Origin of the sequence: Pseudomonas bubulae (assembly GCF_900618535.1) — a bacterium.
GTDB classification, from domain to species: domain Bacteria; phylum Pseudomonadota; class Gammaproteobacteria; order Pseudomonadales; family Pseudomonadaceae; genus Aquipseudomonas; species Aquipseudomonas bubulae.
The window spans coordinates 16,010-40,603 of the sequence record NZ_UYJA01000002.1 but is presented as its reverse complement, the minus strand read 5'-3'; the positions used below and the strand labels follow the sequence as shown (position 1 = coordinate 40,603).

Below are 24,594 nucleotides of genomic sequence, written 5' to 3'. Positions count from 1 at the left end.
ACGTTCTCCTAGGCTTCGCACGTCGGCGCTGGGTTAACCAACTGCTCGAGTGTCGCGCGATCCAATAGTTCGGTGTCCAATTTGATATAAATCGCAGCCTCTTCAGCCACGATCACTGCATCTGTAACGCCATTGACTGCCTTTAGACGCTCAGCCAGACCTGCTTCGCGCAACGCCTCGGGCGATAACGGCAGGCGCAGGCTTGTTACATACGGTGGTTCACGCATGGTAACAGCAAAGGCCAACCAGAGTGCAGCCAGACCTGCGCCTCCCAGGAACACAACCGACAGACCGCCATGCTGAAACAGCCAGCCGCCGAGTATGCCGCCCAGTGCCGACCCGAGGAACTGGCTGGTGGAGTAAACCCCCATCGCCGTGCCCTTGCCGCCTGCGGGTGAAACTTTGCTGATCAGCGAAGGCAATGAAGCCTCCAACAGGTTAAACGCAGTGAAAAACACCACAGTGCCAATCACCAGCGTTCGTAAACTGTCGCCGAACTTCCAGAAGAATAGCTCAGTGAGCATCAACGTCACGACGGCGCCGAGCAAAACTCGTTTCATTTTGCGTTTCTTTTCGCCGTAGATGATGAACGGGATCATGGCGAAGAATGAAATCAGCAAGGCCGTCAGATACACCCACCAATGTTGTTCCTTGGGCAGGCCGGCCTTCTCGACCAGCGCCAGCGGCAGTGCGATAAAGCTCGACATCAACATGGCGTGCAGCACAAAAATGCCAAGGTCCAGGCGCAACAGGTCGGGATGGCGCAAGGTCGGCAGCAAGGCCTGCTTCGCCACTCCGGACTCACGATGCTGCAAGGTACCGGTGGAACGCGGCACCATAAACATCACAATCACGATCCCGCACAGCGCCATTGCCCCCGTCGCCAGAAACAGCCCGGACAACCCGAAAGCGCGAGTCAGGAGCGGGCCCACCACCATGGCCACGGCAAATGACAAGCCGATGGTCATGCCGATCATGGCCATGGCCTTGGTGCGATGCTGTTCACGGGTAAGGTCTGACAACAGCGCCATGACCGCTGCAGAAATCGCCCCCGCACCTTGCAGGATGCGTCCCGCAATGACGCCCCAGATCGAATCGGAATTGGCCGCCAGCACACTGCCCAGCGCGAAGACAATCAAGCCCAGGTAAATGACCGGGCGCCGTCCAATACGATCGGAAATAACACCAAAGGGGATCTGGAAAATGGCCTGGGTCAGGCCATAAGCGCCAATCGCCAGACCAATCAGGGCGGGCGTTGCACCGGCAAGGTCCATTCCATAGGTTGCCAGAACCGGCAACACCATAAACATGCCCAGCATACGGAAGGCGAACACAAGGGCCAGACCGCTTGCTGCCCGGGTCTCGCCGCTACTCATGCGTTCGCTGTGGGGATCGTGCATGGAAAAACCTCATGTGAACCGGCGGCGATTCTATCAGTCCCATCGTCTAACAGCACATACACGAGAGAGACGCGACGCTTTGTCACGCAAAAGTTATAAAGGCTGCTTGAATGACAGTGTGCCATCAAGGGCCTGCACAGCTTTCGCACAGATCCGTATACTCATTCGTTTACGTTATGCCCGCCAAGCGAGGCCGCAGTGGACAAGATCCTGATACGTGGGGCACGAACCCACAACCTGAAGAACATCGACCTGACCCTGCCAAGGGACAAACTGATCGTTATCACCGGACTGTCTGGCTCCGGCAAATCATCCCTCGCGTTTGACACGCTGTATGCCGAAGGCCAGCGCCGTTATGTCGAGTCGTTGTCAGCCTATGCGCGGCAGTTCCTGTCGATGATGGAAAAGCCTGACGTCGATACCATCGAGGGTCTGTCGCCGGCGATTTCCATCGAGCAAAAATCGACCTCGCACAACCCGCGCTCCACGGTCGGCACCATCACCGAAATCTACGACTACCTGCGCCTGCTGTATGCCCGCGTAGGTATCCCGCGCTGCCCGGATCACGACATTCCTCTGGAAGCCCAGACCGTCAGCCAAATGGTCGACCTGGTACTGGCCCAGCCCGAAGGCAGCAAGCTGATGCTGCTGGCGCCGGTGATCCGCGAGCGTAAGGGCGAACACCTTTCAGTATTTGAAGAACTGCGCGCCCAGGGTTTTGTTCGCGCCCGGGTCAACGGCAAGCTTTGCGAGCTGGACGAACTGCCCAAGCTCGACAAACAGAAAAAGCACAGCATTGATGTGGTGGTTGACCGCTTTAAAGTGCGTGCCGATCTGCAGCAGCGCCTGGCCGAGTCTTTCGAGACAGCGCTGAAACTGGCTGATGGCATTGCCCTGGTTGCGCCGATGGACGATGAGCCGGGCGAAGAAATAATCTTTTCCGCGCGCTTCGCCTGCCCGATTTGCGGCCATGCGATCAGCGAGCTGGAACCCAAGCTGTTTTCCTTCAACAACCCGGCAGGTGCATGCCCGACCTGCGATGGTCTGGGGGTCAAGCAGTTCTTCGATATCAAGCGCCTGGTCAATGGCGAGCTGACGCTGGCCGAAGGCGCGATCCGCGGTTGGGACAGGCGCAACGTTTATTACTTCCAGATGCTCGGGGCGTTGGCCAAGCATTACGACTTCAGCCTTGAAGTGCCGTTCAGCGAGCTGCCGGCCGACAAGCAAAAGGTGATCCTCTATGGCAGCGGCACGCAAAACGTGGATTTCCGCTATCTGAATGATCGTGGCGATATCGTCAAGCGTGCTCACCCGTTCGAAGGCATCGTGCCAAACCTGGAACGCCGTTATCGCGAAACCGAGTCGGCCACCGTGCGCGAAGAACTGGCCAAGTTCCTCAGCACCCAGTCCTGCCCGGATTGCCGGGGTACCCGACTGCGTCGCGAAGCCCGTCATGTATGGGTCGGCGAAAAAACCCTGCCCGCGGTCACCAGCATGCCTATCGGTGATGCAACCGAATACTTCAGCACGCTGAGCCTGAGCGGACGCCGTGGCGAAATCGCTGACAAAATCCTTAAGGAAATTCGCGAGCGCCTGCAGTTCCTGGTGAATGTGGGGCTGGACTATCTGTCGCTGGACCGTAGTGCCGATACCCTGTCAGGCGGTGAAGCCCAGCGTATTCGTCTGGCCAGTCAGATTGGTGCAGGCCTGGTTGGCGTGCTGTATATCCTCGACGAGCCCTCCATCGGCCTGCATCAGCGCGATAACGATCGCCTGCTGGGCACCCTCAAGCATCTGCGTGATATCGGTAACACCGTGATTGTGGTGGAGCACGACGAAGACGCCATACGCCTGGCGGACTATGTGGTGGATATCGGCCCTGGTGCTGGCGTGCATGGCGGTCATATTGTTGCTGAAGGTACACCGGCCGAGGTGATGGCTCACCCTGATTCACTGACAGGCAAATACCTGTCGGGGCGTGTGAAGATTGCCGTACCCGCCAAGCGCACACCGCGCAACAAGAAGCTGACACTGTCGCTCAAGGGTGCTCGCGGCAATAACTTGCGCAACGTTGACCTGGAGATACCGATCGGTCTTTTGACCTGTGTGACCGGAGTTTCCGGTTCGGGCAAGTCGACCCTGATCAACAACACACTCTACCCGCTCAGCGCCACGGCACTGAATGGCGCGACCACGCTGGAAGCGGCGGCGCACGACAGCATCAAGGGGCTTGAGCATCTGGACAAGGTCGTCGATATCGACCAAAGCCCGATTGGCCGTACGCCGCGCTCCAACCCTGCGACCTACACCGGGTTGTTTACGCCAATCCGCGAGTTGTTCTCGGGTGTGCCCGAGTCGCGCTCGCGCGGTTACGGCCCGGGGCGTTTCTCTTTCAACGTAAAGGGCGGACGCTGCGAGGCCTGTCAGGGTGATGGCCTGATCAAGGTAGAAATGCACTTTCTGCCGGACATCTATGTGCCTTGCGATGTGTGCAAAAGCAAGCGTTACAACCGTGAAACCCTTGAGATCAAATACAAGGGCAAGAGCATCCACGAAGTGCTGGAAATGACCATCGAAGAAGCGCGAGTGTTCTTCGATGCCGTGCCTGCACTGGCGCGTAAGCTGCAAACGCTGATGGATGTAGGCTTGTCCTATATCAAGCTAGGACAATCCGCCACCACGCTGTCAGGCGGTGAGGCGCAACGGGTCAAGTTGTCCCGTGAGCTGTCCAAGCGCGATACAGGCAAGACCTTGTATATCCTCGATGAGCCTACTACCGGTTTGCACTTTGCTGACATCCAGCAGTTGCTGGATGTGCTGCATCGTCTTCGCGACCATGGCAACACCGTGGTAGTGATCGAACACAACCTGGACGTGATCAAGACCGCTGACTGGCTGGTGGATCTCGGCCCTGAGGGGGGTTCCAAGGGCGGGCAGATCATTGCTACCGGTACACCGGAAGAAGTAGCCGAGATGAAGCAATCACACACGGGCTTCTACCTGAAGCCACTGTTGATTCGCGACAAGGCTTAAATCGCGGTACGAAAAAGCCCCTGCCATCGTGAGATGGCAGGGGCTTTTTACTGAGCGCAAATCAAGCTCTTGTGGGAGCGGGCTTGCTCGCGAAGGTAACGCCGCGACACACAAGCCAGACCGTGTTGCCTGCATCGCGGGCAAGCCACGCTCCCACCAAAAGCATCTCAGCTTCCCTGGATCAGAACTGCGATTGCAGGTAGTTCTGCAAGCCGATCGACTTGATCAGGCCCAGCTGTTTTTCCAGCCAGTAGGTGTGGTCTTCTTCGGTGTCTGCCAGCTGAACACGCAACATGTCACGGCTCACGTAGTCCTTGTGCAGTTCGCACAGGGCGATGCCTTTGCACAGCGCGGCACGGACTTTATATTCCAGGCGCAGGTCGGCAGCGAACATCTCAGGCACCGTAGTACCCACATCCAGGTCGTCAGGGCGCATGCGCGGCGTACCCTCGAGCATCAGAATCCGGCGCATCAACGCATCAGCGTGTTGTGCCTCTTCCTCCATCTCGTGGTTGATACGCTCGTAAAGCTTGGTGAAACCCCAATCCTCGTACATACGGGAATGGACGAAATATTGGTCACGCGCAGCCAACTCGCCGGTCAGCAACGTATTGAGATAATCGATTACATCCGGGTGGCCTTGCATTGCCTTACATCTCCCTGCTTGAAAGGCTGTAGTTTGAACCAAGCCGACTGAGAGGTCACGGCTAAATCGCAATAAAAACCCTGTTTTTCAGAGAAAACAAGGTTAAATAACGCAAAAACCGCCCAATTGAGGGCGGTTCTGCTTCTCACTTAGAGTTAGTTACGCTGTACACCCAACGCCTTGGCAACACCATCACCATAAGCCTGATCAGCATTGTAGAAATGCTGCAGCTGACGCTCGACGACATCCCCCGTCACACCCTCCATAGCCCCTGCAATATTGTTGATCAGCAGGGCTTTCTGCTCGTCGTTCATCAGTCGGAACAGGGCACCGGCGTGGCTGTAGTAATCGCTGTCTACACGATGATCGTAACGATCAGCTGCACCACTGAGGGCCAATGGCGGCTCAGCATATTGCGGTGCTTGTTTTGGCGCGTCGCCATAGCTGTTCGGCTCATAGTTCGGTGCAGCACCACCATTGTTGCCGAAGGCCATAGAGCCATCACGCTGATAGTTATGCACAGGTACCCGTGGTGAGTTGATCGGCAGGTGCTGGTGGTTGGTGCCTACACGGTAGCGATGGGCATCGGCATACGCGAACACACGGCCTTGCAGCATGCGGTCAGGCGACAGGCCCACACCCGGGATCATATTGCTTGGCCCGAACGCAGCCTGCTCCACTTCGGCAAAGTAGTTCAGCGGGTTGCGGTTCAGCTCCAGCTCACCGATTTCAATCAGCGGGAACTCTTTCTGCGACCAGGTCTTGGTCACGTCAAACGGGTTCTCATAGTGGGCTGCAGCCTGAGCTTCAGTCATGACCTGCATGCATACGCGCCATTTCGGAAAGTCACCGCGTTCGATGGCGCCAAACAAGTCACGCTGTGCGTAATCCGGGTCGGTACCGGCAAGGCGCGCAGCCTCTTCAGGCGGCAGGTTCTTGATGCCCTGCTTGGTTTTGTAATGCCACTTGACCCAGTGACGCTCACCCGCAGCATTGATCAGGCTGTACGTGTGGCTGCCAAAGCCATGCATATGGCGGTAACCATCTGGAATGCCGCGATCGGAAAACAGGATGGTGACCTGGTGCAGCGACTCAGGGGAGTGCGACCAGAAGTCCCACATCATCTGTGCGCTTTTCAGGTTGCTTTGCGGGAGGCGTTTTTGGGTGTGGATAAAGTCGGGAAACTTCAACGGGTCGCGAATGAAGAATACAGGGGTGTTATTACCGACGATGTCCCAGTTACCTTCCTCGGTGTAGAACTTGAGGGCAAAGCCACGTGGATCACGCTCGGTATCTGCCGAGCCGCGCTCGCCACCTACCGTTGAGAAGCGCAGAAAAGTGGGGGTTTGCTTGCCGATGGTGTCAAACAGCTTGGCACTGCTGTACTGAGCCATGTCACGGGTCAGGGTGAAAGTGCCATGGGCGCCTGAACCCTTGGCGTGTACGCGACGCTCAGGAATGTTTTCACGGTTGAAGTGCGCGAGCTTTTCGATCAGATGAAAATCGTCAAGCAGCAATGGGCCACGAGGACCGGCAGAACGAGAATTCTGGTTATCCGCAACTGGAGCGCCGCTGGCGGTTGTAAGCGTTTTGGTCTGGCTCATATGTTTGCTTCCTCAGTCAGTCTTTGTACTGCCGGCTAATCGGCTGACGAGGAGTATTGACCATGAATTACACATGGGCAAATGCATTAAATGATGAGAATCAATAGATAATCATAATCGAACGCGCACAAAAAACCGGGCACTAGGCCCGGTTCTTTGTAGAGACTGACGTCTTACTCAGCGGATACAGCTTCACCGCCAACTGGACGATCAACCAACTCGACGTACGCCATAGGCGCGTTGTCGCCAGCGCGGAAACCGCACTTGAGGATGCGCAGGTAGCCACCCTCACGAGTTGCATAACGCTTGCCCAGATCGTTGAACAGCTTACCAACCATGGCTTTCGAACGAGTACGGTCGAAGGCCAGACGGCGGTTAGCAACAGAATCAATCTTGGCCAGAGTAATCAGCGGCTCAGCAACGCGACGCAATTCTTTGGCTTTCGGCAGAGTCGTTTTGATCAGCTCGTGCTCGAACAACGACACTGCCATGTTTTGAAACATAGCCTTGCGGTGCGAGCTAGTGCGGCTCAGGTGACGACCACTTTTACGATGACGCATGGTTCATTCCTTACCAAACACAACGTTCGGTGATTACGACGATCAGGCAGTCGCCTTGTCGTCCTTCTTAAGACTTGCAGGCGGCCAGTTGTCGAGGCGCATGCCGAGGGACAGACCACGGGAGGCCAGAACGTCCTTGATTTCAGTCAAGGATTTCTTGCCCAGGTTCGGAGTCTTCAACAGTTCTACTTCGGTGCGCTGAATCAGGTCACCGATGTAGTAAATGTTCTCCGCCTTAAGGCAGTTGGCCGAACGCACGGTCAGTTCCAGATCGTCAACAGGACGAAGCAGGATCGGATCGATCTCGTCTTCCTGCTCGATTACCACTGGCTCGCTGTCACCTTTGAGGTCGACGAATGCAGCCAACTGCTGTTGCAGGATGGTTGCAGCACGACGAATGGCCTCTTCAGGATCCAGTGTACCGTTGGTTTCCAGATCAATAACCAGCTTGTCCAGGTTGGTGCGCTGCTCGACACGGGCGTTTTCCACCACGTATGCGATACGGCGAACCGGGCTGAACGAAGAATCCAGCTGCAAGCGACCAATGCTGCGGCTTTCGTCTTCATCGCTCTGACGCGAGTCTGCTGGTTCATAACCACGACCACGAGCTACGGTGAGCTTCATGTTCAAGGCGCCGTTAGACGCCAGGTTGGCGATTACGTGATCGGGATTAACGATCTCGACATCATGATCCAGCTGAATATCGGCAGCGGTAACCACCCCCGAACCCTTCTTCGACAAGGTCAGCGTAACTTCGTCACGGCCGTGCAGCTTGATAGCCAGACCTTTAAGGTTCAACAGGATTTCAATTACGTCTTCCTGTACACCTTCGATGGCGCTGTACTCGTGGAGCACACCGTCAATCTCGGCCTCGACTACTGCACAGCCTGGCATTGAGGACAACAGGATGCGGCGCAGCGCGTTGCCCAGGGTGTGGCCAAAACCACGCTCGAGAGGCTCGAGAGTGATTTTAGCGCGGGTTGGACTGACAACTTGCACATCAATATGGCGAGGTGTCAGGAACTCATTTACCGAAATCTGCATGGATGCACCTATTTTCTAGCCCTTACTTGGAGTAGAGCTCGACAATCAGGCTTTCGTTGATGTCGGCGGACAGATCACTGCGAGCAGGAACGTTCTTGAAAACGCCCGACTTCTTCTCAGTGTCTACTTCTACCCATTCTACGCGGCCACGTTGGGCACACAGATCGAGAGCTTGGACAATGCGAAGCTGGTTCTTTGCTTTCTCGCGGATAGCGACCACGTCACCAGCACGAACCTGGTAGGACGGAACGTTTACGGTCTGACCGTTAACGCTGATCGACTTGTGCGATACCAACTGACGAGATTCGGCACGAGTAGAACCGAAACCCATACGGTATACGACGTTATCCAGGCGGCATTCGAGCAGTTGCAGCAGGTTTTCACCGGTTGCACCTTTTTTGCCAGCAGCTTGTTTGTAGTAGCCGCTGAACTGACGCTCGAGAACGCCGTAGATACGACGGACCTTCTGCTTTTCACGCAGTTGGGTACCGTAGTCGGATTGGCGACCGCGGCGTTGGCCGTGGATGCCTGGAGCAGCTTCAATATTGCACTTCGATTCGATAGCGCGCACACCACTCTTCAGGAAGAGATCAGTGCCTTCACGACGTGCCAGTTTGCATTTTGGACCAATGTAACGAGCCATTCTTTACAGTCTCCTGATTACACGCGGCGCTTCTTCGGCGGACGGCACCCGTTGTGCGGGATTGGCGTCACGTCGGTGATGCTGGCGATCTTATAGCCACAGCCGTTCAAAGCACGGACAGCGGACTCACGACCTGGACCTGGGCCCTTGACGTTAACGTCAAGGTTTTTCAGGCCATATTCCAGCGCAGCTTGACCAGCACGTTCAGCAGCTACTTGAGCAGCGAACGGCGTGGACTTGCGTGAACCGCGGAAACCCGAACCACCAGAGGTAGCCCAAGAAAGCGCGTTACCCTGACGATCCGTGATGGTCACGATGGTGTTGTTGAAAGACGCGTGGATGTGGGCGATGCCATCAACCACTGTCTTTTTAATTTTTTTACGAGGACGAGCAGCAGGTTTTGCCATGACTAAATTCCTGTCGATTCGCTGGTGCGATTACTTGCGGATCGGCTTACGCGGACCTTTGCGAGTACGCGCGTTGGTCTTGGTACGCTGACCGCGCACTGGAAGACCACGACGATGGCGCAGACCGCGGTAGCAGCCCAGGTCCATCAAGCGTTTGATTTTCATGTTGACTTCACGACGCAGGTCACCTTCAGTGGTGAACTTCGCCACTTCGCCACGCAGCAACTCAATCTGCTCGTCGCTCAGATCCTTGATCTTAGCGGCTGGGTTTACACCAGCATCCGCACAGATTTTCTGTGAGGTAGTGCGACCAACACCATAGATGTAGGTCAGCGAGATAACAGTGTGCTTGTTATCTGGAATGTTAACGCCTGCAATACGGGCCATTCAGTGGGACTCCAATTGACAGCTACCTACGCCCCGGAAGCCAAGAAATAGGGCGCGAGATAATATCGCTGTAATAACAAATAATCAACCCAGCAGCGCACTAGCTGCTGGGCTTCAAACAGATCACACTCAGCCTTGGCGCTGTTTGTGACGTGGTTCCGCGCTGCAAATTACCCGAACAACACCTTCGCGGCGAATAATCTTGCAGTTACGGCACAGCTTTTTCACCGATGCACGAACTTTCATCACCAACTCCTCTCACCTTACGGGGTAGTACTTCAGCGGAGCATGCCGCTGCCGTAGCCCTTCAGGTTGGCTTTCTTCATCAGGGATTCGTACTGGTGCGAAACGAGGTGCGATTGTACTTGGGACATGAAGTCCATAACAACCACAACAACGATCAGCAACGAGGTCCCGCCAAGGTAGAACGGAACGTTTGCCGCAACCACCAGGAACTGGGGCAACAGGCACACGGCCGTCATATAAAGAGCACCGAACAGAGTCAAACGAGTCAAAACGCCATCAATATAGCGTGCCGACTGCTCACCTGGACGGATACCCGGAATAAAGGCACCGGACTTCTTCAGGTTTTCCGCTACGTCTTTCGGATTGAACATCAACGCCGTATAGAAGAAGCAGAAGAAAATAATCCCTGCACTAAACAGCAGAATATTCAACGGCTGACCAGGAGCGATCGACTGCGAGATGTCCTGCAACCAGCCCATACCTTCAGACTGACCGAACCAGGCACCCAGCGAAGCCGGGAACAGCAAAATGCTGCTCGCAAAAATAGCCGGGATAACACCGGCCATATTCACTTTCAGCGGTAGGTGGCTAGTCTGCGCAGCAAACACCTTGCGGCCCTGCTGACGCTTGGCGTAGTGAACAGCAATACGACGCTGGCCACGCTCAATGAACACCACAAAACCGATAATCGCTACTGCCAGCAAACCGATAGCAACCAGAGCGAAGATATTGATATCGCCCTGACGTGCAGACTCGAAAGACTGCCCGATTGCTCTCGGAAGACCGGCGACGATACCCGAAAAAATCAACATCGAGATACCGTTGCCAACACCACGCTCAGTAATCTGCTCACCCAGCCACATCATGAACATTGCACCCGCCACAAACGTGGTTACTGCAACGAAATGGAAGCCCAGGTCACCAGTGAACGCTACGCCTTGCCCTGCCAGACCAATGGACATGCCAATAGCCTGGACAAGAGCAAGAGCGACAGTGAGGTAGCGGGTGTACTGGCTAATCTTGCGACGGCCAGCTTCACCTTCCTTCTTCAACTGCTCCAGTTGCGGGCTGACAGCGGACATAAGCTGCATGATGATCGATGCCGAAATGTACGGCATGATCCCCAGCGCAAAAATACTCATCCGCTCCAGCGCGCCGCCGGAAAACATGTTGAACAAGCTAAGTATGGTCCCCTCATTCTGTCGAAACAGGTCCGCCAGCCGGTCCGGGTTGATACCTGGAACTGGGATGTGTGCGCCTATCCGGTAGACGATAATCGCCAGGAATAGAAAACGCAGTCGAGCCCAGAGCTCGGATAACCCGCCTTTGCTGAGCGCTGAGAGAGCACCTTGCTTAGCCATTTATTCCTCGAACTTGCCGCCAGCTGCTTCGATAGCCGAACGCGCACCTTTGGTGGCGCCGATTCCCTTGCCGATTGTGACAGCGCGAGTCACTTCACCGGACAGCATGATTTTCACACGCAGTACGTTGACGTTGATCACGTTGGCATCTTTCAGGGTCTGCACAGTTACGATGTCGCCTTCCACTTTAGCCAGCTCGGACAAACGCACTTCTGCGCGATCCATGGCTTTCAGGGATACGAAACCGAACTTAGGCAGACGGCGATGCAGCGGCTGTTGACCGCCTTCAAAGCCTGGAGCAATGGTGCCACCGGAGCGGGAGGTCTGACCTTTGTGACCACGGCCACCAGTCTTACCCAAACCACTACCGATACCACGGCCCGGACGATGCTTTTCGCGACGGGAACCCGGCGCTGGACTCAGATCATTGAGTTTCATCGATTAACCCTCTACACGCAGCATGTAGTAAGCCTTGTTGATCATCCCGCGATTCTCGGGAGTATCAAGTACTTCTACAGTGTGACCGATGCGACGCAGACCCAGACCCTTAACGCACAGTTTGTGGTTAGGGATACGGCCGGTCATGCTTTTGATCAGCGTTACTTTAACGGTAGCCATGATCAGAAGATCTCCTTGACGCTTTTGCCACGCTTGGCGGCAATAGATTCAGGAGATTGCATAGCTTTCAAACCTTTGAAAGTGGCGTGAACCACGTTTACCGGGTTAGTCGAGCCGTAGCACTTGGCCAGTACGTTCTGAACGCCAGCAACTTCGAGGACAGCACGCATAGCGCCGCCAGCGATGATACCGGTACCTTCAGAAGCAGGCTGCATGTAAACCTTGGAAGCGCCGTGGGCGGATTTCATGGCGTACTGCAGAGTGGTGCCGTTAAGGTCCACTTGAATCATGTTGCGGCGAGCAGCTTCCATTGCCTTCTGGATCGCAGCAGGCACTTCACGTGACTTGCCACGGCCGAAGCCAACGCGCCCTTTACCATCACCAACCACGGTCAACGCGGTGAAAGTGAAGATACGGCCGCCTTTAACGGTTTTGGCTACGCGGTTAACTTGAACCAGCTTCTCAATGTAGCCTTCGTCGCGCTTTTGGTCGTTATTTGACATAACTTAGAACTCCAGCCCAGCTTCACGAGCAGCCTCAGCCAGCGCTTTCACGCGGCCGTGGTACTTGAAGCCAGAGCGGTCGAAAGCCACCTGCGAGACGCCAGCGGCTTTTGCACGCGTAGCGACCAGCTGGCCAACCTTTGTGGCCGCGTCGATGTTGCCAGTGGCACCATCACGCAGTTCTTTGTCCAAAGTCGAGGCGCTTGCCAGGACTTTGCTGCCGTCGGCCGAGATGACCTGGGCGTATATGTGCTGTGCCGAGCGGAACACGCAGAGACGCACGACTTCGAGTTCGTGCATTTTCAGACGTGCTTTGCGAGCGCGGCGCAGGCGAGTAACTTTTTTGTCGGTCATTTGCTATGCCCTACTTCTTCTTGGCTTCTTTACGACGGACGACTTCGTCCGCGTAACGTACACCCTTGCCTTTATAAGGCTCTGGCGGACGGAAACCGCGGATCTCAGCGGCCACCTGACCTACCAGCTGCTTATCAATACCCTTGATCAGGATATCGGTTTGGCTAGGAGTCTCAGCGGTGATGCCTTCCGGCAACTCGTAATCCACTGGGTGCGAGAAGCCAAGAGCCAGGTTCAGCACTGTGCCTTTTGCTTGCGCTTTGTAACCAACACCGACCAGCTGGAGCTTGCGCTCGAAGCCTTGGCTTACGCCTTGGACCATGTTGTTTACCAACGCACGAGTGGTACCAGCCATTGCGCGAGTTTGTTGATCGCCATTGCGAGCAGCGAAACGCAGCTCACCAGCTTCTTCAACAATCTCAACGGACGAATGGATGTTCAGTTCTAGAGTACCCTTGGCACCCTTCACCGAAAGCTGTTGGCCGGCGAATTTTACTTCGACACCAGCTGGCAGCTTAACGGGGTTCTTAGCGACGCGTGACATGCTTATCCCCCCTTAGAACACAGTGCAAAGAACTTCGCCGCCGACACCGGCAGCGCGCGCAGCACGATCCGTCATCACACCTTTGCTGGTGGAGACGATAGACACACCCAGACCGCCACGAACTTTCGGCAGATCTTCGGAGGACTTGTACTGACGCAGGCCTGGACGGCTAACGCGCTTAACTTCTTCGATAACCGAACGGCCTTCGAAGTACTTCAGCTCGATAGACAGCAGTGGCTTGATTTCGCTGCTGATCTGATAATCCGCGATGTAACCTTCGTCTTTGAGAACTTTGGCTACAGCTACCTTCAACGTGGAAGATGGCATGCTTACGACGGACTTTTCAGCCATCTGGGCATTACGGATTCGAGTTAGCATGTCCGCTAACGGGTCCTGCATACTCATGGGCTAGACGCTCCTGATACAAAAAGAATTAGCCTTGCGGCTACAACTGTCGCCGAGTACTCAATGCTTAAAAAGCACGGGCTCAGGCGAGCCGGTCATTCTAGACACACGCCAGAAATGAATCAAGCCCCAATAGGGGCTTGATTCATATTCAAGGTCACCGGCTGTCAGGATCTTGCAACCCTGACAGGGGTAACTTTGCCTGTGCGCCTTACCAGCTGGCTTTAACCAGACCTGGTACGTCGCCACGCATTGCTGCTTCACGCAATTTGTTACGGCCAAGGCCGAACTTGCGGTAAACACCATGCGGACGGCCAGTCAGGCGGCAGCGGTTACGCATGCGCGCAGCGCTTGCGTCACGTGGCTGCTTCTGCAGAGCAACTTGAGCTTCCCAACGTGCTTCTGGACTTGCGTTCAGATCCACGATGATAGCTTTCAGTGCTGCACGCTTCTTGGCGAACTTGGCAACCGTGAGCTGACGTTTCAGCTCGCGGTTTTTCATGCTCATCTTAGCCATGGTCCTACTCCAATCAGTTGCGGAACGGGAATTTGAAAGCACGCAGCAAGGCGCGACCTTCATCATCTGTCCGAGCAGTGGTGGTCAGGGTAATGTCCAGACCGCGGAGAGCATCGATTTTGTCGTAGTCGATTTCCGGGAAGATGATCTGCTCTTTTACGCCCATGCTGTAGTTACCACGACCATCGAAGGACTTGGCATTCAGGCCGCGGAAGTCGCGTACCCGAGGCAGGGAGATCGACAGCAGACGATCCAGGAATTCGTACATACGCTCACGGCGCAGAGTAACCTTAACGCCGATCGGCCAGCCTTCGCGAACTTTGAAGCCTGCGATGGACTTGCGAGCGTAGGTCACTACACATTTTTGACCCGTGATTTTTTCCAAATCAGCTACAGCGTGCTCGATGATTTTCTTATCACCGATCGCTTCGCCCAAACCCATGTTCAGGGTGATTTTGGTAACGCGCGGAACTTCCATCACGTTCGAAAGCTTAAGTTCTTCCTTAAGTTTCGGAGCGATTTCCTTCCGGTAAATCTCTTTTAGTCGTGCCATGGTCTCATCTACCTAGCAGTGTTCAAGCATCAACCGCTTTTTGGGTCGACTTGAAGACACGAATTTTTTTGCCTTCTTCTACTTTGAAACCAACGCGATCTGCTTTGCTGGTTTCGCTGTTGAAGATGGCCACGTTAGAAGCGTCCAGTGGAGCTTCTTTCTCGACGATACCGCCTTGTACGCCCGACATCGGGTTAGGCTTGGTATGACGCTTAACCAGGTTCAGACCGCCAATAACCAAACGGTTGTTAGCGAGAACCTTAAGCACCTTACCGCGCTTACCTTTGTCTTTGCCGGCGATCACGATGATCTCGTCGTCACGACGAATCTTTTGCATGTCGGATCTCCTTACAGCACTTCTGGGGCGAGCGAGACGATCTTCATGAACTTCTCAGTACGAAGTTCACGGGTCACTGGCCCAAAGATACGGGTGCCGATCGGCTCTTGCTTGTTGTTCAGAAGAACAGCAGCGTTGCCATCAAAGCGGATAATGGAGCCATCAGCACGACGTACGCCGTGACGAGTGCGGACTACAACAGCAGTCATCACTTGGCCTTTTTTCACTTTACCGCGAGGAATTGCTTCCTTCACGGTAACTTTGATGATGTCACCGATACCAGCGTAACGACGATGGGAGCCACCCAGCACCTTGATGCACATAACGCGGCGTGCGCCGCTGTTATCGGCCACATCGAGCATGGATTGAGTCTGAATCATATAATTTCTCCGACCCCTAGTCCTTAGACTTCCACAGCGCGTTCGAGAACATCAACCAGTGCCCAAGACTTGGTCTTGGCCATCGGACGAGTTTCACGAATAGTGACTTTGTCGCCGATGTGGCACTGATTGGTTTCGTCGTGCGCGTGCAGCTTAGTCGAACGCTTAACGTATTTACCGTAGATCGGGTGCTTAACGCGACGCTCGATCAGAACGGTGATGGTTTTGTCCATCTTGTCGCTGACAACACGGCCAGTCAGCGTACGGACAGTCTTTTCGGCTTCAGCCATGATTACTTACCTGCCTGCTGTTTGAGCACAGTCTTCACGCGAGCGATGTCACGCTTAACTTGCGAGAGCAGATGCGACTGCCCCAACTGGCCAGTTGCTTTCTGCATACGCAGATTGAACTGGTCGCGCAGCAAGCCGAGCAGTTGCTCGTTCAGCTGCTGTGCGGATTTTTCACGAAGTTCATTCGCTTTCATCACATCACCGTCCGTTTAACAAAGGAGGTGGCGAGCGGCAGCTTTGCAGCAGCCAGGGCGAAAGCCTCACGCGCCAGCTCTTCAGTAACACCCTCGATTTCATACAGGACTTTGCCTGGCTGAATCTGGGCAACCCAATATTCCACGTTACCCTTACCTTTACCCATACGAACTTCTAGGGGCTTTTTGGAAATAGGCTTGTCCGGGAATACACGGATCCAGATCTTGCCGCCACGCTTAACGTGACGGGTCAGTGCACGACGCGCTGATTCGATCTGACGAGCGGTGAGACGACCACGAGCAACAGACTTCAGCGCGTATTCGCCGAAGCTGACTTTGCTACCGCGCAATGCCAAGCCACGGTTGTGGCCAGTCATTTGCTTGCGGAACTTCGTACGCTTAGGTTGTAACATTTGGCGTACCCCTTACTTAGCAGCTTTTTTACGAGGCGCTGGTGCTTGTGGCTTCAGTTCTTCTTGGCGACCACCAATTACTTCGCCTTTGAAGATCCAAACCTTTACACCGATCACACCGTAAGTGGTGTGAGCTTCGTAGTTGGCATAGTCGATGTCGGCACGCAGGGTGTGCAATGGCACACGACCTTCGCGATACCATTCAGTACGTGCGATTTCAGCACCGCCGAGACGACCGCTCACTTGGATTTTGATGCCTTTGGCACCAATGCGCATAGCGTTCTGTACAGCGCGTTTCATCGCGCGACGGAACATTACACGACGCTCCAGCTGCTGAGCTACGCTCTGCGCAACCAGCATACCGTCGAGTTCCGGCTTGCGGATCTCTTCGATATTGATGTGCACAGGCACACCCATTTGCTTGGTCAGGTCCTGACGCAGTTTCTCAACATCTTCACCTTTCTTCCCGATAACGATACCTGGACGAGCGGTGTGGATGGTGATACGTGCAGTTTGGGCCGGACGATGGATATCGATACGGCTTACGGACGCGCTTTTTAGTTTGTCTTGGAGGTATTCACGCACCTTCAGATCAGCGAACAAGTAGTCCGCATAAGTCCGGCCGTCTGCGTACCAGACGGAGGTGTGCTCCTTGACGATTCCCAGGCGAATGCCAATGGGATGTACTTTCTGACCCATCTCTTCGACTCCGTTACTTGTCAGCAACCTTGACAGTGATATGGCAAGACCGCTTGACGATGCGATCAGCGCGGCCTTTGGCACGCGGCATGATGCGCTTCAGCGAACGCCCTTCGTTGACGAAAACGGTGGCGACTTTCAAGTCGTCAACGTCTGCGCCTTCGTTATGCTCGGCGTTGGCTACGGCCGACTCCAGCACTTTCTTGATGATCTCGGCGGCTTTCTTGTTGCTGAAAGCCAACAGGTTGAGCGCTTCGCCCACCTTCTTCCCGCGGATCTGGTCGGCGACCAAGCGGGCTTTCTGGGCGGAGATTCGAGCGCCCGACAACTTAGCGGCTACTTCCATCGTTCCTTACCCCTTAACGCTTGGCTTTCTTGTCTGCCACGTGCCCACGATAAGTGCGGGTACCGGCAAACTCGCCTAGTTTATGGCCAACCATGTCTTCGTTCACGAGAACTGGGACATGAAGACGACCGTTATGCACAGCGATGGTCAGACCGACCATTTGTGGCAGGATCATCGAACGACGCGACCAGGTTTTCACCGGTTTGCGATCGTTCTTTTCCGCCGCCACTTCGATCTTCTTCAGTAGGTGAAGATCAATAAAAGGACCTTTTTTCAGAGAACGTGGCACTGTCGTATCCCTCTATTTACTTGCGACGACGGACGATCATTTTGTCGGTACGCTTATTACCACGAGTCTTCGCGCCCTTAGTCGGGAAGCCCCATGGCGATACCGGATGACGACCACCAGAGGTACGACCTTCACCACCACCATGTGGGTGGTCAACCGGGTTCATGGCAACACCACGAACGGTTGGGCGAACGCCACGCCAGCGTTTGGCACCAGCTTTACCCAGCGAACGCAGGCTGTGCTCGGAGTTCGAGACTTCACCCAGGGTCGCACGGCATTCAGCCAGTACTTTACGCATTTCACCAGAGCGCAGACGCAGGGTCACATAGACACCATCACGAGCGACCAGCTGAGCCGAAGCACCAGCGGAACGTGCGATTTGCGCGCCTTTACCCGGCTTCAATTCGATGCCGTGTACGGTGCTACCAACTGGAATGCTGCGCAGTTGCAACGAGTTACCCGGCTTGATTGGGGCCAAAGCACCCGAAATCAGCTGGTCGCCAGCACTCACGCCTTTAGGGGCAATGATGTAGCGGCGCTCGCCGTCTGCGTACAGCATCAGAGCGATGTGAGCAGTACGGTTTGGATCGTATTCGATACGCTCAACAGTGGCTGGAATGCCATCTTTGTCGTTGCGACGGAAGTCGACCATACGGTAATGCTGCTTATGACCACCACCGATGTGACGAGTGGTAATACGGCCATTGTTGTTACGACCACCAGACTTCGATTTCTTCTCGAGCAGCGGTGCGTGAGGAGCGCCTTTATGCAGCTCCTGGTTGACCACCTTGACCACATGACGGCGGCCAGGGGAAGTCGGTTTGCATTTAACGATTGCCATGATGCACCCCTTCCTTACTCAGCACTGCTGCTGAAATCGAGATCTTGGCCTGGCTGAAGGGAGATTACTGCCTTCTTCCAGTCATTACGCTTGCCCACGCCGCGAGCGGTGCGCTTGCTCTTACCCAGAACGTTCAGGGTAGTAACACGCTCAACTTTCACGCTGAACAGGCTTTCGACGGCCTTCTTGATTTCCAGCTTGGTTGCATCGGTAGCAACCTTGAAAACGAACTGGCCTTTCTTGTCTGCCAGAACCGTAGCCTTCTCGGAAACGTGCGGGCCAAGCAGAACTTTAAATACGCGTTCCTGGTTCATCCCAGCAGCTCCTCGAATTTCTTCACGGCCGACACGGTGATCAACACCTTGTCGTATGCGATCAGACTAACTGGATCGGAACCTTGCACGTCACGTACATCAACGTGTGGCAGGTTACGAGCAGCCAGGTACAGGTTCTGATCAACACCTTCAGACACGATCAGGACATCAGTCAGACCCATGCCATTCAGCTTGCTGAGCAGATCTTTGGTTTTCGGCGCTTCAACAGCGAAGTCCTGAACCACGACCAGACGATCAGTACGCACCAGCTCAGCAAGGATGGAACGCATTGCTGCGCGATACATCTTCTTGTTCAGCTTCTGGGAGTGATCCTGTGGACGAGCTGCGAAAGTGGTACCGCCGCCACGCCAGATTGGGCTACGGATAGTACCGGCACGAGCACGGCCAGTACCTTTCTGACGCCAAGGGCGCTTACCGCCACCACGAACGTCGGAACGGGTCTTTTGCTGCTTGCTACCTTGACGGCCGCCGGCCATGTAGGCCACGACTGCTTGGTGAACCAGCGTCTCGTTGAATTCGCCGCCGAAAGTCAGTTCGGAAACTTCGATCGCTTGAGCGTCATTTACATTTAATTGCATGTCAGCTTCCCCTTAACCGCGAGCCTTGGCCGCTGGACGTACAACCAGGTTGCCGCCAGTAGCGCCAGGAACAGCACCCTTGACCAACAACAGATTGCGTTCAGCGTCGACGCGCACTACTTCCAGGGACTGCACGGTCACGCGCTCAGCGCCCATATGACCGGACATTTTTTTGCCCTTGAATACACGACCAGGAGTCTGGCACTGGCCAATAGAGCCCGGGACGCGGTGGGAAACGGAGTTACCGTGAGTGTTGTCTTGGCCACGGAAATTCCAACGCTTGATCGTACCCTGGAAGCCTTTACCCTTGGACTGACCGGTTACATCAACCAGTTGGCCAGCGGTGAAGATTTCAGTGTTGATCAGATCGCCAGCCTGGTACTCGCCTTCTTCAAGACGGAATTCCATTACGGTACGACCGGCGGCAACGTTTGCTTTAGCGAAGTGACCCGCTTGAGCAGCTGTTACACGCGAAGCGCGACGCTCGCCGACAGTGACTTGCACTGCACGATAGCCATCGGTTTCTTCAGTTTTGAACTGGGTGACGCGATTCGGCTCGATCTCAATGACCGTGACCGGAATGGAGACACCTTCTTCGGTGAAAATACGGGTCATACCGCATTTACGACCGACTACACCAATAGTCATGTTGTAAACCTCATGAGTGTACGGGGCTTTCACCCGCTATGGCCGCCCATTTCAGAGCGTTACACGACTAAGACCCAAGTCTTAGCCGAGGCTGATCTGCACTTCCACACCGGCCGCAAGATCAAGCTTCATAAGTGCATCAACGGTTTTATCCGTTGGCTGGACGATGTCCAGTACGCGCTTATGAGTACGGATCTCGTACTGGTCACGCGCGTCTTTGTTGACGTGCGGGGAGACCAGAACGGTGAACCGCTCTTTACGGGTAGGCAGTGGAATTGGACCACGCACTTGAGCACCAGTACGTTTCGCGGTTTCCACGATTTCCTGGGTTGATTGGTCGATCAGGCGATGGTCAAAAGCCTTCAACCTGATACGGATTTGCTGATTTTGCATTGGATTTCAGACTCCAGATTGCTGTTCCCACCGAGCGCAATACGCCCGTTAAAAGGAGGCGCAATTCTATAGACGACCCCAGTAGGTGTCAACTCAATAAAAAAAGCCCCCGCTGAGCGGGGGCTTTTTTCAGGCAATCATCACTTACGCGATGATTTTGGCTACAACGCCAGCGCCAACGGTACGACCGCCTTCACGGATTGCGAAACGCAGACCGTCTTCCATTGCGATGGTTTTGATCAGGGTAACAACCATTTTGATGTTGTCGCCCGGCATTACCATCTCAACGCCTTCCGGCAGTTCGCAGTTACCAGTTACGTCAGTTGTACGGAAGTAGAACTGAGGACGGTAGCCTTTGAAGAACGGAGTGTGACGGCCGCCTTCTTCTTTGCTCAACACGTACACTTCAGCTTCGAAGGTAGTGTGTGGCTTAACCGAGCCTGGCTTAACCAGAACCTGGCCACGCTCAACGTCGTCACGCTTGGTGCCGCGCAGCAGCACGCCGCAGTTCTCGCCCGCACGACCTTCGTCGAGCAGCTTACGGAACATTTCAACGCCGGTGCAGGTGGTAACAGTAGTGTCACGCAGACCAACGATTTCCAGCGGATCTTGAACGCGAACGATACCGCGCTCGATACGGCCAGTTACAACAGTACCGCGACCGGAGATCGAGAATACGTCTTCGATTGGCATCAGGAACGGCTTGTCGATAACACGTACTGGATCTGGAATGTAGGTATCCAGAGTTTCAACCAGTTTACGAACGGCAGTGGTGCCCATTTCGTTGTCGTCTTTGCCTTCCAGCGCCATACGAGCCGAACCGATGATGATCGGAGTGTCGTCGCCTGGGAAGTCGTAAGTCGACAGCAGGTCACGAACTTCCATCTCAACCAGTTCCAGCAGCTCAGCGTCGTCTACCAGGTCAGCCTTGTTCAGGAAAACCACGATGTACGGAACGCCAACCTGACGGGACAGCAGGATGTGCTCACGGGTTTGTGGCATCGGACCATCAGCGGCCGAACAAACCAGGATAGCGCCGTCCATCTGAGCAGCACCGGTGATCATGTTCTTCACATAGTCAGCGTGACCTGGGCAGTCAACGTGAGCGTAGTGACGAATATGCGAGTTGTATTCAACGTGCGCAGTGTTGATCGTGATACCACGAGCTTTTTCTTCTGGCGCGCTGTCGATTTTATCGAAGTCAACGATTGCCGAACCGAAAACTTCGGAGCAAACACGGGTCAGAGCTGCAGTCAGCGTGGTTTTACCATGGTCAACGTGACCGATAGTGCCAACGTTGACGTGCGGTAGGGAACGATCAAATTTTTCTTTAGCCACGACAATTAACTCCTTGCCTAAAGGACTGAACTAAATCAGCCTTGTTTTTTAGTAACAGTTTCGACGATGTGCGCCGGAGCTGTATCGTATTTTTTGAATTCCATAGAGTAGCTTGCGCGACCCTGGGACATGGAACGAACGTCGGTCGCATAACCGAACATTTCACCCAACGGTACTTCAGCACGAATTACTTTGCCGGAGACCGTATCTTCCATACCCTGGATCATGCCGCGACGACGGTTCAAGTCGCCCATCACGTCACCCATATAGTCTTCAGGTGTAACAACCTCTACCGCCATGATCGGCTCAAGCAGCTCACCACCACCTTTGGTAGCCAGTTGCTTGGTCGCCATGGAAGCAGCCACCTTAAACGCCATCTCGTTCGAGTCGACGTCGTGGTAAGAACCATCAAACACGGTAGCCTTCAGGCCGATCAGCGGATAGCCGGCAACAACACCGTTCTTCATCTGCTCTTCGATACCCTTCTGGATAGCCGGGATGTATTCCTTAGGAACCACACCACCTACCACTTCGTTCACGAACTGCAGACCTTCCTGACCTTCGTCAGCAGGTGCAAAACGAATCCAGCAGTGACCAAACTGGCCACGACCGCCGGACTGACGAACGAACTTGCCTTCGATCTCACAGTTCTTCGTGATGCGCTCACGATAGGAAACCTGAGGCTTACCGATGTTGGCTTCGACGTTGAACTCACGGCGCATCCGGTCAACCAGGATGTCCAGGTGCAGCTCGCCCATGCCAGAGATGATCGTTTGACCAGTCTCTTCATCAGTTTTAACGCGGAAAGATGGATCTTCCTGAGCAAGCTTGCCCAGTGCAACACCCATTTTTTCCTGGTCATCCTTGGTCTTAGGCTCTACGGCAACCGAAATAACCGGCTCCGGGAAGTCCATACGAACCAGAATGATTGGCTTGTCAGCGTTGCACAAAGTCTCACCAGTGGTGACGTCCTTCATGCCGATCAAGGCCGCGATGTCACCAGCGCGTACTTCCTTGATTTCTTCACGGGCGTTTGCGTGCATTTGCACCATACGACCCACGCGCTCTTTCTTGCCCTTAACCGAGTTGATTACGCCGTCGCCGGAGTTCAACACGCCCGAGTAAACACGGACGAAGGTCAAGGTACCCACGAATGGGTCGGTAGCGATCTTGAACGCCAGAGCCGAGAACGGCTCGTTGTCGTCTGCATGACGCTCCAGTTCGATAGTCTCGTCATCCGGGTCAGTACCCTTGATGGCAGGAATATCAGTCGGAGCAGGCAGGAAGTCGATAACGGCGTCGAGAACCAGGGGAACACCCTTGTTCTTGAAGGAAGAACCGCAAACAGCCAGGACGATCTCACCAGCGATAGTACGCTGACGCAGAGCCGCCTTGATTTCCGCGATGGTGAATTCTTCACCTTCGAGGTACTTGTTCATCAGCTCTTCATTGGCTTCGGCCGCAGCCTGAACCATGTTGTCGCGCCACTCGTCAGCAAGATCTTTCAGCTCAGCTGGAATTTCTTTGCGAACAGGAACCATACCTTTGTCAGCATCGTTCCAGTACACAGCTTCCATGTTGATCAGATCGATCTGACCCTGGAAGTTGTCTTCGGAACCGATAGCCAACTGGATTGGAACTGGAGTGTGGCCCAGACGCTTCTTGATCTGCTCGATAACGCGCAGGAAGTTGGCACCAGCACGGTCCATCTTGTTTACGTAAACAAGACGTGGAACGCCGTATTTGTTGGCTTGACGCCATACGGTTTCCGACTGAGGCTCAACGCCCGAGGTACCACAGAACACAACGACAGCGCCGTCGAGTACACGCAGGGAACGCTCAACTTCAATAGTGAAGTCAACGTGGCCCGGGGTATCGATTACGTTGAAGCGGTGTTCGTCCTTGTACTGCTTGGCAGAACCTTTCCAGAAGGCGGTAATGGCAGCAGAAGTAATGGTAATACCACGCTCCTGCTCCTGAACCATCCAGTCTGTGGTCGCGGCGCCATCATGCACCTCGCCCATTTTGTGACTTTTGCCAGTGTAAAACAGTACGCGCTCGGTGGTGGTGGTTTTACCAGCATCCACGTGAGCGACGATACCGATGTTACGGTAGCGACTAATCGGAGTAGTACGAGCCATAAAGCCCTCGCAAAATTAGTGAAGCTGAAATTAGAAGCGGTAGTGCGAGAAAGCTTTGTTAGCTTCGGCCATACGGTGCACGTCTTCACGCTTCTTAACAGCAGCACCTTTACCTTCGGCAGCGTCCAACAGTTCGCCAGCCAAACGCAGAGCCATAGACTTCTCGCCGCGCTTGCGGGCGAAGTCTACCAACCAGCGCATTGCCAGGGCGTTACGACGGGACGGGCGAACTTCGACCGGAACCTGGTAAGTAGCACCGCCTACACGGCGCGACTTCACTTCGACCAGCGGAGCGATGGCGTCGAGAGCTTTCTCGAAGAGTTCCAGGGGATCGCTGTTCTTGCGTTCTTTAACCTTTTCCAGCGCGCCATAAACGATACGCTCGGCAACGGCTTTTTTGCCGCTTTCCATCACGTGGTTCATGAACTTGGCCAGAATTTGGCTTCCGTATTTTGGATCGTCAAGCACTTCGCGCTTGGCTGCTACGCGTCTTCTTGGCATGGATAAGCCCTCAAACGGTCTTCAGGTTAGCTCGGAACCATTACAC

The 24,594-nt window shown here is 54.7% G+C and carries 35 protein-coding genes; 1 reads left to right on the top strand and 34 read right to left on the bottom strand.

Annotated elements, in window-relative coordinates; all coding sequences use genetic code 11:
* Positions 1-8 precede the first annotated feature (8 nt).
* The gene (locus PPTH39_RS06820) at positions 9-1,400 is read right to left on the bottom strand and encodes an MFS transporter (RefSeq protein WP_095019084.1); all 1,392 of its coding nucleotides are present in this window, start codon (positions 1,398-1,400) and stop codon (positions 9-11) included.
* Between the two features lie 198 nt (positions 1,401-1,598).
* Here PPTH39_RS06820 and uvrA point away from each other — a divergent pair, with 198 nt between their 5' ends.
* Positions 1,599-4,433: an excinuclease ABC subunit UvrA gene (uvrA, locus tag PPTH39_RS06815; RefSeq protein WP_094999498.1), complete on the top strand. Its 2,835-nt coding sequence runs from the start codon at positions 1,599-1,601 to the stop codon at positions 4,431-4,433.
* A gap of 181 nt (positions 4,434-4,614) precedes the next feature.
* Here uvrA and bfr read toward each other — a convergent pair whose 3' ends face one another.
* The 33 genes from bfr to rpsG all read right to left on the bottom strand — a co-directional run bounded on the left by bfr (position 4,615) and on the right by rpsG (position 24,548).
* Positions 4,615-5,079: a bacterioferritin gene (gene bfr, locus PPTH39_RS06810; protein WP_016779187.1), complete on the bottom strand. Its 465-nt coding sequence runs from the start codon at positions 5,077-5,079 to the stop codon at positions 4,615-4,617.
* A 155-nt stretch (positions 5,080-5,234) separates the two neighbouring features.
* Positions 5,235-6,683 (bottom strand): catalase, encoded by a 1,449-nt coding sequence (locus PPTH39_RS06805; protein WP_130871807.1) that lies wholly within the window; start codon positions 6,681-6,683, stop codon positions 5,235-5,237.
* A 173-nt stretch (positions 6,684-6,856) separates the two neighbouring features.
* The gene (gene rplQ / locus PPTH39_RS06800; protein WP_016779185.1) at positions 6,857-7,243 is read right to left on the bottom strand and encodes a 50S ribosomal protein L17; all 387 of its coding nucleotides are present in this window, start codon (positions 7,241-7,243) and stop codon (positions 6,857-6,859) included.
* Between the two features lie 42 nt (positions 7,244-7,285).
* The gene (locus tag PPTH39_RS06795) at positions 7,286-8,287 is read right to left on the bottom strand and encodes a DNA-directed RNA polymerase subunit alpha (RefSeq protein ID WP_003176403.1); all 1,002 of its coding nucleotides are present in this window, start codon (positions 8,285-8,287) and stop codon (positions 7,286-7,288) included.
* A gap of 22 nt (positions 8,288-8,309) precedes the next feature.
* Positions 8,310-8,930 (bottom strand): 30S ribosomal protein S4, encoded by a 621-nt coding sequence (gene rpsD / locus PPTH39_RS06790; RefSeq protein ID WP_003444359.1) that lies wholly within the window; start codon positions 8,928-8,930, stop codon positions 8,310-8,312.
* 17 nt (positions 8,931-8,947) lie between these two features.
* Positions 8,948-9,337 (bottom strand): 30S ribosomal protein S11, encoded by a 390-nt coding sequence (gene rpsK / locus PPTH39_RS06785; RefSeq protein ID WP_007924177.1) that lies wholly within the window; start codon positions 9,335-9,337, stop codon positions 8,948-8,950.
* A 30-nt stretch (positions 9,338-9,367) separates the two neighbouring features.
* Positions 9,368-9,724 carry a 30S ribosomal protein S13 gene (rpsM, locus tag PPTH39_RS06780; protein ID WP_016779184.1) on the bottom strand — a complete coding sequence of 119 codons (357 nt, stop codon included), beginning with the start codon at positions 9,722-9,724 and terminating at the stop codon, positions 9,368-9,370.
* Positions 9,725-9,853: 129 nt separating this feature from the next.
* Positions 9,854-9,970, bottom strand: coding sequence for a 50S ribosomal protein L36 (gene rpmJ / locus PPTH39_RS06775; RefSeq protein WP_002555468.1), 117 nt, complete (start codon positions 9,968-9,970; stop codon positions 9,854-9,856).
* Positions 9,971-10,002: 32 nt separating this feature from the next.
* On the bottom strand, positions 10,003-11,331 hold the full coding sequence (gene secY, locus PPTH39_RS06770) for a preprotein translocase subunit SecY (protein ID WP_003444361.1): 1,329 nt from the start codon (positions 11,329-11,331) through the stop codon (positions 10,003-10,005).
* Positions 11,332-11,769 carry a 50S ribosomal protein L15 gene (gene rplO / locus PPTH39_RS06765; protein ID WP_016779182.1) on the bottom strand — a complete coding sequence of 146 codons (438 nt, stop codon included), beginning with the start codon at positions 11,767-11,769 and terminating at the stop codon, positions 11,332-11,334.
* A 3-nt stretch (positions 11,770-11,772) separates the two neighbouring features.
* Positions 11,773-11,949, bottom strand: a complete 177-nt coding sequence (rpmD, locus tag PPTH39_RS06760) for a 50S ribosomal protein L30 (RefSeq protein ID WP_003186033.1) — start codon at positions 11,947-11,949, stop codon at positions 11,773-11,775.
* 2 nt (positions 11,950-11,951) lie between these two features.
* Positions 11,952-12,452, bottom strand: coding sequence for a 30S ribosomal protein S5 (gene rpsE / locus PPTH39_RS06755; RefSeq protein ID WP_003186035.1), 501 nt, complete (start codon positions 12,450-12,452; stop codon positions 11,952-11,954).
* A gap of 3 nt (positions 12,453-12,455) precedes the next feature.
* Positions 12,456-12,806, bottom strand: a complete 351-nt coding sequence (gene rplR / locus PPTH39_RS06750; RefSeq protein WP_016779181.1) for a 50S ribosomal protein L18 — start codon at positions 12,804-12,806, stop codon at positions 12,456-12,458.
* A 10-nt stretch (positions 12,807-12,816) separates the two neighbouring features.
* Positions 12,817-13,350: a 50S ribosomal protein L6 gene (gene rplF, locus PPTH39_RS06745; RefSeq protein ID WP_016779180.1), complete on the bottom strand. Its 534-nt coding sequence runs from the start codon at positions 13,348-13,350 to the stop codon at positions 12,817-12,819.
* Between the two features lie 12 nt (positions 13,351-13,362).
* A complete protein-coding gene (gene rpsH, locus PPTH39_RS06740) occupies positions 13,363-13,755 on the bottom strand; it encodes a 30S ribosomal protein S8 (RefSeq protein ID WP_003444366.1) in 393 nt (130 codons plus the stop codon).
* Between the two features lie 211 nt (positions 13,756-13,966).
* Positions 13,967-14,272: a 30S ribosomal protein S14 gene (rpsN, locus tag PPTH39_RS06735; RefSeq protein ID WP_003444367.1), complete on the bottom strand. Its 306-nt coding sequence runs from the start codon at positions 14,270-14,272 to the stop codon at positions 13,967-13,969.
* A 13-nt stretch (positions 14,273-14,285) separates the two neighbouring features.
* Positions 14,286-14,825, bottom strand: coding sequence for a 50S ribosomal protein L5 (gene rplE, locus PPTH39_RS06730; RefSeq protein WP_003444368.1), 540 nt, complete (start codon positions 14,823-14,825; stop codon positions 14,286-14,288).
* 22 nt (positions 14,826-14,847) lie between these two features.
* Positions 14,848-15,162, bottom strand: a complete 315-nt coding sequence (gene rplX, locus PPTH39_RS06725; protein ID WP_016779179.1) for a 50S ribosomal protein L24 — start codon at positions 15,160-15,162, stop codon at positions 14,848-14,850.
* Positions 15,163-15,173: 11 nt separating this feature from the next.
* A complete protein-coding gene (rplN, locus tag PPTH39_RS06720; RefSeq protein ID WP_002555479.1) occupies positions 15,174-15,542 on the bottom strand; it encodes a 50S ribosomal protein L14 in 369 nt (122 codons plus the stop codon).
* Positions 15,543-15,565: 23 nt separating this feature from the next.
* Positions 15,566-15,832 carry a 30S ribosomal protein S17 gene (gene rpsQ, locus PPTH39_RS06715; protein ID WP_003194644.1) on the bottom strand — a complete coding sequence of 89 codons (267 nt, stop codon included), beginning with the start codon at positions 15,830-15,832 and terminating at the stop codon, positions 15,566-15,568.
* Positions 15,833-15,834: 2 nt separating this feature from the next.
* On the bottom strand, positions 15,835-16,026 hold the full coding sequence (gene rpmC, locus PPTH39_RS06710; RefSeq protein ID WP_003444371.1) for a 50S ribosomal protein L29: 192 nt from the start codon (positions 16,024-16,026) through the stop codon (positions 15,835-15,837).
* A complete protein-coding gene (gene rplP / locus PPTH39_RS06705) occupies positions 16,026-16,439 on the bottom strand; it encodes a 50S ribosomal protein L16 (protein ID WP_016779178.1) in 414 nt (137 codons plus the stop codon). The genes rpmC and rplP overlap by 1 nt, the downstream gene beginning before the upstream one ends.
* A 12-nt stretch (positions 16,440-16,451) precedes the next feature.
* Positions 16,452-17,138 carry a 30S ribosomal protein S3 gene (gene rpsC / locus PPTH39_RS06700; protein WP_003176422.1) on the bottom strand — a complete coding sequence of 229 codons (687 nt, stop codon included), beginning with the start codon at positions 17,136-17,138 and terminating at the stop codon, positions 16,452-16,454.
* Between the two features lie 13 nt (positions 17,139-17,151).
* Positions 17,152-17,484 (bottom strand): 50S ribosomal protein L22, encoded by a 333-nt coding sequence (gene rplV / locus PPTH39_RS06695; protein ID WP_003444373.1) that lies wholly within the window; start codon positions 17,482-17,484, stop codon positions 17,152-17,154.
* A 13-nt stretch (positions 17,485-17,497) separates the two neighbouring features.
* Positions 17,498-17,773, bottom strand: a complete 276-nt coding sequence (rpsS, locus tag PPTH39_RS06690; protein ID WP_003232420.1) for a 30S ribosomal protein S19 — start codon at positions 17,771-17,773, stop codon at positions 17,498-17,500.
* 16 nt (positions 17,774-17,789) lie between these two features.
* Entirely contained in the window at positions 17,790-18,614 is an 825-nt protein-coding gene (rplB, locus tag PPTH39_RS06685) for a 50S ribosomal protein L2 (RefSeq protein WP_016779177.1), read from the bottom strand.
* Positions 18,615-18,628: 14 nt separating this feature from the next.
* Entirely contained in the window at positions 18,629-18,928 is a 300-nt protein-coding gene (gene rplW, locus PPTH39_RS06680; protein WP_003444375.1) for a 50S ribosomal protein L23, read from the bottom strand.
* Positions 18,925-19,527, bottom strand: coding sequence for a 50S ribosomal protein L4 (gene rplD, locus PPTH39_RS06675; RefSeq protein WP_130871806.1), 603 nt, complete (start codon positions 19,525-19,527; stop codon positions 18,925-18,927). Before rplD ends, rplW begins: the two co-directional genes overlap by 4 nt.
* Before the next feature lie 12 nt (positions 19,528-19,539).
* On the bottom strand, positions 19,540-20,175 hold the full coding sequence (rplC, locus tag PPTH39_RS06670) for a 50S ribosomal protein L3 (protein ID WP_016779175.1): 636 nt from the start codon (positions 20,173-20,175) through the stop codon (positions 19,540-19,542).
* A gap of 81 nt (positions 20,176-20,256) precedes the next feature.
* Positions 20,257-20,568, bottom strand: a complete 312-nt coding sequence (gene rpsJ, locus PPTH39_RS06665; protein ID WP_003186070.1) for a 30S ribosomal protein S10 — start codon at positions 20,566-20,568, stop codon at positions 20,257-20,259.
* Between the two features lie 144 nt (positions 20,569-20,712).
* Positions 20,713-21,906 (bottom strand): elongation factor Tu, encoded by a 1,194-nt coding sequence (tuf, locus tag PPTH39_RS06660; protein ID WP_016779174.1) that lies wholly within the window; start codon positions 21,904-21,906, stop codon positions 20,713-20,715.
* A 35-nt stretch (positions 21,907-21,941) separates the two neighbouring features.
* Positions 21,942-24,047: an elongation factor G gene (gene fusA, locus PPTH39_RS06655; RefSeq protein WP_094999500.1), complete on the bottom strand. Its 2,106-nt coding sequence runs from the start codon at positions 24,045-24,047 to the stop codon at positions 21,942-21,944.
* 30 nt (positions 24,048-24,077) lie between these two features.
* Entirely contained in the window at positions 24,078-24,548 is a 471-nt protein-coding gene (rpsG, locus tag PPTH39_RS06650) for a 30S ribosomal protein S7 (RefSeq protein WP_016779172.1), read from the bottom strand.
* Positions 24,549-24,594: the final 46 nt, after the last annotated feature.